The 12,542-nt window shown below is 47.0% G+C and carries 9 protein-coding genes; 2 read left to right on the top strand and 7 right to left on the bottom strand.

Annotated elements, in window-relative coordinates; translation table 11 throughout:
- The first annotated feature begins 209 nt into the window (after positions 1-209).
- Complete coding sequence (locus tag ACOSVP_RS15050) at positions 210-3,476, top strand: Ig-like domain-containing protein (RefSeq protein WP_487348312.1); 3,267 nt, start codon at positions 210-212, stop codon at positions 3,474-3,476.
- Complete coding sequence (locus tag ACOSVP_RS15045; RefSeq protein WP_487348311.1) at positions 3,473-4,801, top strand: GNAT family N-acetyltransferase; 1,329 nt, start codon at positions 3,473-3,475, stop codon at positions 4,799-4,801. The genes ACOSVP_RS15050 and ACOSVP_RS15045 overlap by 4 nt, the downstream gene beginning before the upstream one ends.
- Before the next feature lie 143 nt (positions 4,802-4,944).
- On the opposite strand, the gene aroQ is transcribed toward ACOSVP_RS15045, so the two are convergent.
- From aroQ to ACOSVP_RS15010, 7 genes are all read right to left on the bottom strand, one after another.
- Positions 4,945-5,400 (bottom strand): type II 3-dehydroquinate dehydratase, encoded by a 456-nt coding sequence (aroQ, locus tag ACOSVP_RS15040; protein WP_487348310.1) that lies wholly within the window; start codon positions 5,398-5,400, stop codon positions 4,945-4,947.
- 173 nt (positions 5,401-5,573) lie between these two features.
- On the bottom strand, positions 5,574-6,791 hold the full coding sequence (locus tag ACOSVP_RS15035) for an MFS transporter (protein ID WP_487348309.1): 1,218 nt from the start codon (positions 6,789-6,791) through the stop codon (positions 5,574-5,576).
- Positions 6,792-6,868: 77 nt separating this feature from the next.
- On the bottom strand, positions 6,869-7,531 hold the full coding sequence (locus tag ACOSVP_RS15030; protein WP_487348308.1) for a glutathione S-transferase family protein: 663 nt from the start codon (positions 7,529-7,531) through the stop codon (positions 6,869-6,871).
- A gap of 129 nt (positions 7,532-7,660) precedes the next feature.
- Positions 7,661-8,374: a dienelactone hydrolase family protein gene (locus ACOSVP_RS15025; RefSeq protein WP_487348307.1), complete on the bottom strand. Its 714-nt coding sequence runs from the start codon at positions 8,372-8,374 to the stop codon at positions 7,661-7,663.
- Between the two features lie 109 nt (positions 8,375-8,483).
- On the bottom strand, positions 8,484-10,868 hold the full coding sequence (locus ACOSVP_RS15020) for a bifunctional diguanylate cyclase/phosphodiesterase (protein WP_487348306.1): 2,385 nt from the start codon (positions 10,866-10,868) through the stop codon (positions 8,484-8,486).
- Complete coding sequence (locus ACOSVP_RS15015) at positions 10,868-11,479, bottom strand: methylamine utilization protein (RefSeq protein WP_487348305.1); 612 nt, start codon at positions 11,477-11,479, stop codon at positions 10,868-10,870. Before ACOSVP_RS15015 ends, ACOSVP_RS15020 begins: the two co-directional genes overlap by 1 nt.
- A 23-nt stretch (positions 11,480-11,502) precedes the next feature.
- Positions 11,503-12,393, bottom strand: coding sequence for a DUF4394 domain-containing protein (locus ACOSVP_RS15010; protein ID WP_487348304.1), 891 nt, complete (start codon positions 12,391-12,393; stop codon positions 11,503-11,505).
- Positions 12,394-12,542: the final 149 nt, after the last annotated feature.

Below are 12,542 nucleotides of genomic sequence, written 5' to 3'. Positions count from 1 at the left end.
AAATAATTCTGTTAGAAAAAGGAATTACTGGATTTACATATTTCGAAAATATGCTTTTCTTCTGATTCTCAAGACGTCTAACACATCTAGATGGATATTGTCTTTTTCAAAGCCAGACAGGTTTCCTTTGAATTAACAAAAGTAGTAATTCAAAAAGTATAGATAACTTAATAGCAAGACTTAATTTAAAAAGGATTAGAAATTAAATCATGAGCGAACAAGAACTACACAAACTATTCCACGAAATCTTTATTTTAGGCACAGGCCGTCCTGCTAGTTCAGAGGAAATCGAAGCGCTTAACACTTTGATCAGCGGTGGCGACTTTTCACCCCTCATCGAAGTCGTTGAAACTTACATGACGGGACTGCAAGCCGAGCTGGGGACAGCTGAGGTAATACGTTTTGTCGTAACAAACGCGTTGAATATTGAGCTAGAAACAGAGGAATTAGTCGCCTTAACTAATGCATTCGACTCTGGAGCGATCAGTTGGACCGATGCGTTCATCGGCTTGATTTCTCGAACCGATTCACTTGGAGAAACATTAGATAATCGTGCAGACGCTGCCTATAGTTTCTCTGTAAAATTAGACGAAACAGAAAAATCAGATTTCTATTCAGGGCCCGCACTTTATGTCGCCGTTCGAAATATACTTCAGAGCATCGATGACACCGATGGGGCAGTATCCTCGGCGGAACAGGCTTTTGAAACATTAATCGAACGTCTATCTGAAAATGGTCTGCAAAGCTCAGTAGTTGATGGTTATATAGCCGGTGCAACAGTCTTCATCGATGAAGACGGTGACGGTATTTTGGACCCCGAAGAATTTTCAACCACTACAGATGAATTTGGAAACTATTATCTCCCTAACAATGCACCAACTGGCTCCATCGCAGCGTTCGGTGGCACTGATATCATGACGGGAGCTGAGTTCAAAGGAACGCTTACAGCGCCGTCAGGCTCGATGATCGTCAATCCAGCCACAACTGTTTTGCAATCTTTAATGCAGAGTTATCCTCAGGAATCTTTAGGGCAGTTAAGCGATAAGCTTAAAACTGGCCTAGGTCTTCCTAGTGAAGTAAACCTGCTGACTTACGACCCGCTTGAGGTGCTCGCGGATACCTCGTCCGATACTCAAACTTATGAACAAGCACTAGCGGCTCAAAAAAAATTTTTGCAGATAGCAAACACAATTACCTTGTTATCTACCGCGGTCAGTAGCTTAAGTGATGAGCTTGACACAGCGGTGTCGACCCAGATCGTATCAAACGCGTTTAGCTCTCTGCTGGTTGAAGGGGATGGCAATCCCGTGAATTTAGATGAGCCAGACAACATCACATTGATTATAAAGTCGGTCATAGAGACTACCAAACTCGATATCGCAGAGAGTGTTCAGACTGATCTAGCATCGGTCTTTGCTGGGATAAACTCAGCGACGGAAGAGTCTGAGGACATCACAATTCTAGCCAAAACAGCTACAGTTGCTCAAACCAGCCTTCTCGATGGAATCGCAAGTGCGCTGAATGCGAGTAATCCAGTACTGAGTCAGGTTATTGAAGAGTTTGCGGGCAACAACCTCAACGAAAAAATTAACAACTCGAATGTGGGAGAGATTGCTGCAGGACAGCCAATCTCAACTCCAACTCCAACTCCAACTCCAACTCCAACTCCAACTCCAACTCCAACTCCAACTCCAACTACAACTCCAACTACAACTACAACTCCCTCAGACCCTGCGCCCACTATTCTGTCGACCACACCTAGTGACGATTCAACACTGGAATACGATCAGAACCTGATCCTTAGATTCTCAGAGTCCGTGCAAGCTGGCTCTGGCCACATCACCCTGTACGATTCCAATGACCAAATAGTCGAGGCCTTCGATATATCGACCTTCACATACGGCAAAGGCGGCAACTCTAACTCTATTGATGGCAATACTGTATACATCGATCCCACAAGCGATCTTACGCCTAGTACCAGCTATTACCTCCAAATCGATGCTACCGCGATCGACGATTTAACAGGTGAATCCTTTGCCGGCATCAGTGACTCAACCACACTCAACTTCACGGCTGTAAATAGTGCGCCGTTCCTGAGTGGGTCAACACCCGCCGACGATTCAACACTGGAATACGATCAAAACCTGACGCTCACATTCTCAGAATCGGTGCAAGCAGGCTCCGGTAACATCACCCTGTACGATTCCAATGACCAAATAGTCGAGGCCTTCGATATATCGGCCTTCACATACGGCAAAGGAGGCAACTCTATTGATGGCAATACTGTATACATCGATCCCACGAGCGATCTTACGCCTGATACCAGTTATTACCTCCAAATCGATGAAACCGCGATCGACGACTTAGCCGGTGAATCCTTTGCTGGCATCAGTGACTCAACTACGCTCAATTTCACAGCTATAGATGCTGCGCCTTACTTGAGTATCTACTCAATACTACAAGATGAGGGGGCACTGTTTACGACTCAAAATCTGGAGCTAATATTCACTGAAAGTATCTTTGCCGGTACAGGAGACATCTCACTGTACCTCGCTGACGGAACCCTGGTTGAAAGCTTCAATGTGGCAACCGGAGTAGGCAGTAACGGTGGGGCTGTAGTCTTCCTCAATGATACCGTGACAATCAATCCTTATGACGATCTTACGGACGGTACTTCCTACTACCTGAATATCGACAGTAACGCGATTCAAGATTCCATCGGTCAAACCTATGCCGGCATCAGCGATGCAACCACTTTGAATTTCGAAGCACAGTTCAATGATGCCCCTGTTTTGTCGTCCTCAACACCCGCAGACGATTCAACACTGGAATACGATCAGAACCTGATGCTTACATTCTCAGAATCCGTGCAAGCAGGCTCTGGCTACATCACCCTGTACGATTCCAATGACCAAATGATCGAGGCTTTCGATATATCGACCTTCACATACGGCAAAGGCGGCAACTCTAACTCTATTGATGGCAATACTGTATACATCGATCCCACAAGCGATCTTACGCCTGGTACCAGCTATTACCTTCAGATCGATGCTAGCGCGATCGACGACTTAGCAGGCGAATCCTTTATCGGCGTGAATGATTCGACAACCCTGAACTTTACCGCAGTGGACACTATAACCTTGAGCTATTCCACACCCGGAGATGGTGGTTATCTTGGCACTCAAGACAATTTGCTATTCGGTTTTTCAGAAGATGTCTTCGCTAATACTGGTAACCTATCCCTGTATCTGTCCAATGGAGATCTTGTTGAAAGCTTTAATGTCGAGACTGGTCTTGGAAGCTCAGGCGGCAACTTAATAATTAGCAATCACGAAGTGATCCTTGACCCTAGCCTAGATTTAACCTCCGGGCAAAGCTACTACCTCAACGTAGACGCGTCAGCTCTCGAGGATATTTCGGGAAATAATTTTATTGGGATCGTCGGAAATCAAGAATTAGACTTCAACGTGATATGAGCAGAGCGGCTTCAAAGATGTCCATAAAATCAGCGAAAGAAATACTCGATTACTTGCGACTCAATCGCGCTGAGGAATGCCTCGGCGCGTGTGATCAGATGGTTAAGGCACAACCCGAAAACCCGGAGGTTCTTCACTTATCGGCGCTTTGCTATGCTCAGGCAAAAAAATTCGCGAAAGTATATGAATTGTTCTCAAAAGCAATAGATTTAGATCCAAACTCCTCATCCCATCTAATCAATTTTGCTAATGCCTGTCGTGAAAACAATGATCTCGAGAAAGCGCGAACTCTTGCTGTTAAAGCTAGAACTGTTTCGCCCGATATTCCTGATATTCGAAACACGTTAGGTGCTATCTTTCTAGATTTAGGAGAGAAAACTTCGGCTGAGCAAGAGTTTCGCAGTGCGCTTCAGCTAAAACCCTCGTTTATCGAGGCCAGAAAGAATCTCGCAAAAGTACTCCTACGCTCCAAAAAAATTAAAGAAGCTAATGAGGTTTTGCTTAAACTAACAGAAGATGACCCAAACAATTTAGAGACGTTAATGCAGCTGGCCCAAACGTATGCCGATCTCAATGATGTTGAGGCAGCACAGCGGACGCTTAAAAACGCTGTGTTGCTTGCTCCTAATTCAAGAGAAGCCCAACAAGCATTTAATCTACTTTCAAGTCGCTGGAGTGAACCTCTGGTCGGTAATGTCATAAGACTGGAGCGACCGAATCAAAACCATAGTGATTATCTATACACCTGTTATACAGACACTTCATTCCTAGGTAACTACAACCGCTTTATAAGCGAAAGAATGAACCAAGCTGAAATCAAAGCGAAATTACGACAACAGTCTGTATTGCATCCTAGCCAAATTGGATCACTTGACTGGCTCATTTTTAAGAAAAACTCCCGTGTACCACTTGGATTAGCTAATCTAGTCGAGATAAACCGTTTCCACCGACGCGCGGAGCTGCTGATTGGACTGCCGAAGGCAGAAGATAGGAGGAATGGTACTGGACTGGAGGCTGCCCTTTTGGTTCTCGATTTTTCTTTCAATATACTCGGCTTAGAAAAGATCACTTCAATGATTTATGGTCACAACAGTGATGCTGTAAAAAACACGATCAGTCTAGGCTTTGAGCAAGAATCCTACCTTAGAGAGCACACACGAGACCCACGCTCTGGCAAGAAAATGGATATGGTTGGTCTTGGTTTACTTGAGTCGAATTTTCGGCAAAACAAGCGCCTTGCCCGGCTATCCAAACGACTGCTAGGTAGAGACATCACAAAACAAAATGGGAGCCGATTACTTGATATTACTGTTAATTGCCAATAAGCAAACACTGACTTTCGCGTAGAACAGGGAGGCTCATATATCTCCCGTGTGAACCTAAAGAGTCTCGCCAGCCCTGCATCATTTCAGCTCTTTGCTCAAGATGCTTGGGCTGGTTTTGAGATAACTGTTCACGACAGATTTATTTACTTAGCCACCACTTTGTTGATCAGGCCTTGCATACCCAGCACGTAACCCTGTACCCCCATGCCTATGACAATGCCCACTGCACATGGTGAAATGTAAGAGTGGTGACGGAAAGCTTCACGGGCATGTACGTTAGAAATATGCACCTCTACTACAGGCACTTCTGCACCTTTGATCGCATCGTGTAGCGCGATAGAAGTATGTGTGTAAGCACCTGGGTTAAAGACCACACCCAATAGCTTACCCGCTTTGATCAATTGACCCGCTTCGTGAATGGTGTCGACCAATACACCCTCATGATTCGACTGGCGAAAGTCGATGTCGTAGCCGTGCTTAGCGGCTTCCGCTTTACACATGGCTTCAACATCAGCCAAGGTTTCATGGCCGTATTGCTCTGGCTCACGTTGACCCAACAAGTTCAAGTTCGGGCCATTTAGAATCATAATCGTAGACATAGTTACTCCTCAGCAAGGCATCAGCACCGCCGCTCACGCCTTAAAAATCGAAGTGGGTAATATAGCACTAGCGCCCGCGCCAAAGCTTGCCAATTACCATTGAATTTTCGCCATATAAATTCAAAAGTTAACCTGGCAAGCGTTCTTCGGCCGAGGCGGATGACAGAGAATACTTAGGCGGCAATCGCCTCTCGTAAGCGCGCCACAGGACGTTCATCAATAAATAAATGAATCACTGCGGTGATCAAGGCAATAATGGACGCCGCCCACCACACCACGTCATAAGAGCCGGTGCTGTCGTACAGGTAGCCGCCCAACCAAACGCCGCAGAAAGAGCCCACTTGGTGACTTAAGAACACGATGCCATAGAGCATGCCCATATGCTTTAGACCAAACATCTGTCCAACCAGACCGGATGTCGGTGGCACCGTTGCCAACCACAAGACACCAGTCACAATAGCAAACATGTAAACACTGGCCGTGCTCATTGGCCACCACATAAAGACGGCAATGGCTAACGCTCTCAGAGCGTAAATATACGCCAGCAGCATTTTCTTGGAGTACTTACCCGACCAAGACCCCGACAGCAAACAACCAAAAATATTAAAGAGGCCAATCAAGGCCAAACACATCACCGCCACTTCTGGCTGAAAACCTTTATCAGAAAGAAACGCAGGCATATGCACGGTGATAAACGCCAATTGGAAACCACAGACAAAGAATCCTGCCACCAATAGCCAATAATGCGAGTAAGCACTTGCTTCTTTTAGGGCTTCTTTAACGGTTTGGCCTTTTTGCTCACCTGCAGCAGAATGGCTGACATCGCCTTTATTCAGTGGCAAAGCAAACATGATCATTAACAAGGCACAAAAAGCTAATAGTAACAGCGCGGAGCTCCAGCCATAGGCCGATAAGAATTGCTGCGCCACCGGCACGACCAGCAATTGCCCAGCAGAACCTGCCGCACTACCAAGGCCCAATGCAAACGCACGTTTTTCTGGCGCCACCATACGTGCCATGGCGGGTAACACCACGCCAAATCCGGTCGCAGCAATGCCCATGCCCATTAAGAAGCCAGAGCCAATATGTAAAGTCATCGCGCCATCGGCACTGGCAGTCACATACAGACCTAGCGCATATAACACGGCACCGACCAGAACGGTTTTCAGAGTACCAAAGCGGTCAGATAACGCCCCCGCAATCGGTTGGCTTAAGCCCCACCATAGGTTTTGTAAAGCCAGCGAGAAGGCAAACACCTCTCGACCATAGCCGAATTCATCAGAAATGGGGGCCATAAAGAAGCCCATGGAAGAGCGTAGGCCGAAGTTCAAGGCGAGCAAAATGCAGGCAAAGGCCACTGCAATGCTCAATAAGCGCACAGGCTGAGACATAGTCAATCCTTTAAAGACTCATCTACAAAATCCGAACACTACGCCAATAATTGATTTAGGACAATTAAATTAAAGGATTAGAACACCTGAAACTCACCCACTTTGGCGACCGCTCTTTGGTAAGCCGGATCTTTGCGTACACTGCCTAACCAGCGCTCAATATGCGGATAATCGTCCAATGAAACACTGATACTAAGGGCTAATAATGGAAAGCTCATTTGCATGTCGGCGCCACTAAGGTTCTCCCCAGCAAACCAATGCTTTTGCCGCAAATGGTCTTCAATCAAATTCAGCACGTCTCTTAGTCGAGGCTCAATAAAGCTTGCGATCACCTTATTGCAAATAGTCTTGGCAATGGGGCGGACAAAGAACGGCATAGGCTGAGTGGGAATCTTACGAAACAGCAGCATCATGACTAATAAAGGCATAAATGAGCCTTCAGAAAAGTGTAACCAGTATTGGTAATCGCGACGCTCAGCTTTGCTCAGGGGTTTAAGTTTCTGATTGGAATCGTATTCGTCTGCCAAGTATTCCAAGATGGCGCCAGACTCAGCAATGGTCAAATCACCGTCTTGTAATATCGGTGCATGGCCTAAAGGATGAATACGTTTTAAGGTTTCAGGGGCGGTTTGTTCTGGTGTACGTAAATAGGTTTTCACGTCGTACTCTAGGCCCAATAACTCTAATGCCCAAGCAATCCGCTGCGATCTGGAATTTTCGAGGTGATGTAAGACCAGCATGATAGCCTCCATGATGCTTTAACCTTGATACGTTTAAGTAAAGCAACTGGATTGTTCTCGCGCACAAAAAAACGCCTAGAGAGATAAACTATCTAGGCGTTTTCGTATCACTCAGATCTGTAACTTACGCTACGCGGCAATTTCACTTAGGAAGAAGCGCAAGGCATTACGACCACGAGCGCTTGCCGTGGCGCTATAGGCATGACCATCTTGCGGTGCGTTGGCACTCGGCAACATGAAAGAATGCTTCGTTTGGCCAAAGTCGACAAATTGCCAGTCTAATTTCAATTCATCGAAGTAAGCACGCGCTTTTGCTGCAGACTCAGGGTCAACCATCGGGTCTTGATAACCATTAAAGATGATAAACTTCGCCGCTTGGTTGGCCTCATCAGGACTTGCCGCGCGATGGAAATTCATCAAACCATGGAAGCTTGCAGCCCCTTTGCTGCTCGGGATATGCAATCCGGCTTCAATCGACAGGCGGCCACCTAAACAAAAACCGACGTGCACCAGTTTTTTATTTGGATGTGCTTCCGCAATCTCGCGACAAATGTCAGCTTGCAATGCAGTCAGTGAGTCTTTGTCGCTGACTAAGGCCATCATGGTATCCGCTTTATCATGTAGCTCAACAGGGTTGTTGCCAACGCCATAGAGATCGACCGCGGTGGCCGTATGTCCCCAGCTTACCACCTCTTCGGCAAAGCTTTTTTCAAAGTCGCTCAGGCCACTCCAAGTCGGCCAAATAACAACGTGAACGTCAGACGATTCATCCCCTACCCACGCTACATGCACATGGGCACGTTGTATGTTATTGACAAACTGCTTTTCAAATTCCGTAGCCATATAAACTCCAATGGTTATCAAACTGCGAGCACTATAATAACTCAAGCTAAGTAACTTCAAGATTTCGCAATCTTATCCATAAGATTTACATAATTCTGCAAGATAACCGTCATGTTTGACCCAATTTGAGCCCTAAACGAGCATTCCATTCCTCACGCCAAGTTTTAAAAGTATCCACTGGCATCGGTTTGCCAATCAGATACCCCTGTACCTCTTCACAGCCTAATTCGGCCAGAACTTGGTACATTGCTTCGGTCTCAACCCCTTCGGCGACCACATCTAAACCAAGGTTATGAGCCAAATCGATGGTCGATTGAACAATCATACGATCACTGTTGTTTTCAATCATACCGAATACAAACGACTGATCGACCTTCAACTCATTCACTGGCAAACGCTTTAAATAGCCCAGTGACGAATAACCGGTACCAAAGTCATCAATCGATAGACGAAAGCCCATGTTGGACAGCTTTGCTAAGGTCTGCTCAGCGAAGCCTGGATCGTCCATAATGGCACTTTCGGTAATTTCCAAACACAAGCCCGAAGCAGGTACATTGAATTCTTTAAGCGTTTTTGCCAAGAATTCCGGAAAGCTTGAAGCCAATAGATCCCGCGTCGATAGATTAATGGAGACGCGAAATCTTTGTTCATCCGTTTGTAGCGCATGCCATTCTTTCGCCACCGCCCGAATGATCCATTTAGTCAGCTCCCGAATAAAGCCCGTCTGTTCCGCAAACGGCACAAATTGGAATGGCGGCACTAATCCTTTTTCTGGATGTTGCCAGCGTACTAAGGCTTCGGCAGCTATCACCTGATGATCATCGGTCGAAACTTTCGGCTGCAAGTACACGCGCAGTTCATCATTGAGCACCGCCTGACGCAGCTCTGATAGCAGGCTCAGACTTTCCGGCGTCGAAGTCATCAGTTCACGTTTGTATTGAATGATGTCCTCAGTGCGATTCTTGGCCGCATACATGGCCACTTGCGACGCATTGATCAAGGCGTCACAGCCTGAAGCGTCTGCTGGCCAACTGGCGATACCAATACTGGCGCTTAAATCAATCAAGGTATGATCGATTTCCAGTGGTTCATTTAATTTGTCTAGTAAGGATCTTGCCACGTCAAGCGCAGGTTGACTATCAGGCAAGACTAATACTGAAAATTCATCTCCGCTTACACGGGCCAACTTATCGTGCTCGGAACAACTGATGCCCAATAGACGAGACGCCGTCGCTTTCAGGATCTCGTCGCCCATCTCGTACCCGAGCACATCGTTCACCTGTTTAAAGCGATCTAGATTAATGGTAATCACACTTAATGATGAATACTGCCCGCAACGCATCAAACTCGCGACTTGATTGCGGAAGCTTAAACGGTTTGGCAATCCCGTCAGTGGATCATAGTAAGCGAGCTTGGTAATCGTCTCTTGCTGTTGCTTGATACTTTTACGCATGCCATCAAAACTGCGTGCCAGCAGGCCGACTTCGTCTTCGCGGCGAGTACCGCTGATCTCCACATCGTAATCGCCCTGTTGCAGAGCGCTGGTAGCATGCGTCAAGATTTCCAAAGGTCGAGCAACACGGCGCGATAACCAAGTAATGGTGATGGCAAAGATAATTAAGCCCAGCACTGTGATGAAAAGGTACTGATTAAACAAGGCGGCAAACTGCTGTTTGGCTTCGTCTAAGGACTCCATTAACGCTAAGCTGATGTAGCCACCCACCACCTCTTGGCCATGAATCATGGTGACGTAAGTGTCCTCATGAATTGGCATATCCAGCGTTAAATCCTCTAAGAAATATTCCCCCGGAATATCCTCTAAAAAGTGTTGTTTCAGTGGCTCTGAGCTGGCGATCACATGCACTGAATTCAGCTGGCTACGCGACATCAGCACCAGCTCAACTCCAGATAAGTCCTTTGCCTCAGCGATCATCTCTGGCTCAATGGCAAAGCCCATTAAGACATAACCGATTACCCTTGGCGCACGCACGGGCACAATCACAAACTGGGTGGGATTGCCTTCGTACAAGGCGGTTAGGAAGGTGTCATCGCCCTGCTCAGCACGGGTTTTAGCCAAAGCTTCGATCAAGGTTTGAATACTAGAGGCGTGCAGCATTTCTTCTTCAGAAGAGGCCTTTACCTGCCACTGGGAATCGACCAGAACCGCCACAGAAGCCCCAATTCTAGCGGCACTGTTTTGCAAGGCCGACGCAATGGTATTGGCGTCGCGAGACGCTACTGCTGAACGAAAACCGAAGTCCGAGGCCAATAACTCAGCGCCTTCTACCAGACGCTGGTGATTTTGCACGAGAAGCTTATTCCATACCCGCTCTGCTACCGTAATGGCGTGCTTTACTTCCGCTCGGACATAGCGATCCACCGTGGCTTGCACAATACCAAAGCCAATGGCTTGGATCAGCACCAGCAATGCTAAGGTCATAACGATAAAGCGGAACGATAAACGCCCTTTAATCATGCGAGATAACGCACCCATTACAACGAGACTCCAGGGGTTTGCAAGGCTAAGATGTATGACGATTTATCGTCATTAGGTGTTAATGGGAAAGTTTCATAGGGCGCGCCATAGGGGAAATTGCGATGCCAAATATCCACACTTAAAGCATCATTAGGTGCCACATCAAAGCGGACATAGCCAGCCTCATCGGTATTGCCATACATGGGCGTATCGTTGACTAATACCCAGCCCAACATACTGTCGTGAATGTTGCAGCCCAGCTCCACAATGCCCACTTTATCAAACACAATCGGGGCCTCAGGTTTGCCAATATAAAGCTTTAACTCAAATACTTTTGCAGGAGAAAAGGAATACACATGGTGGCGCACGTCATCGCGATTAGGAAAGTCCACTGCCGTGCCTACCGTCACCACCTGCACACCGGGAATAAAGCTACGGTCTTGCTGAGCAATCTCAGCCTTATTTAACGGCTTAGAGCTTGCGATTAAATCTGGAGATTTCAGAAACACCACGGCATTTGCCAACGGCTGACCATTGGCGTCCGTGACTTGGACCGTTACTTCCGACCAAACCAGCGCTGACCACACGCAGCACACAGCCAGCGCCCCTTGTTTCACGTACTTCAACATAGGTTACGATTACTCCTGCTCATTCACGGCTCGATCGCAAATCCTGATACATGTGCTCCGTTACCCAATATGCCCATTGGGGTCGCGTGCCCTGTATCTAAATTAATCTTCATTAATTGCGTCGACTGACCATCGCTCGGCCAGATCGCAGCCAATGCGGTATTACTGATGTCACTAATATCAAACGAGGCATCTTTGATCGGACCCGTGCCTAGAGCCCCTACGCTGTACAACATCCCTAAATTAGGTGAGACCGCTGGTGACGCGCCCTCTTTAGTCCCCTGCATCAGCAGCATACCTGTTCGGCGATCAATGGCATAGTTGGTGGTTAGTTTGCTGTCATTAGAATTATAGGTATAGGCTGCCGCGACTATATCCGGGAAGCCTCCAGCCTGATGATCGTTTGCCGAAAACGCTAAATCAGGGTCTGTTTGCACACCGACTTGCTGCGCATCAAAGTCCACCTTGGCCCCTGTGTCAGGGTTTAAACGCATATTTTTATTGTGATTACCAACGACTCGAAGTTTATCAGCCGCTGGATTGAAATCGAAACCATAAGGACCTACGGCCATTTCAGCGACTGGCTCAGAACCGTCCACTAAGAAAGCTTGCCCAGATTGAGTCTCAAGACGATAGAGGCGACCACTATTGGCTAAGGCGTACAACTCACCACGGGCCACACGAAAATCAATGCCAATGATTTGATCCTGTCCCACAAGCCCTGTCACTTGAACAGAGTGAATCACCTGACTCGGTTGATCGGGGTGCACATTAAAAAGGAGATGCTGGTCATTCACCGCCCAAACCGATGTTGGCGATTTAGATAAAGCTGGAGAAGCGGAAATTGCAGAGGTGGATAACGTAGCTGCTAACAGAAATACGATGGGCGATAGTGTGATGCGATCATTGAACATGCCGTTACTCCTTTGTCACTGATGTTTGGCAAAGCGTATACGCGAGACAATTTCATTATCGCCTCAGGTCCAGAGCATACGATATCTAGATGTCATAAGCTTTAAATTGCTACAAAAAGATACAGCGCGCTCAATCAGTGTAAATCCAT

This window comes from Marinomonas sp. HM11-D (assembly GCF_057626615.1).
This window is presented reverse-complemented; position numbering and strand designations above follow the sequence as displayed.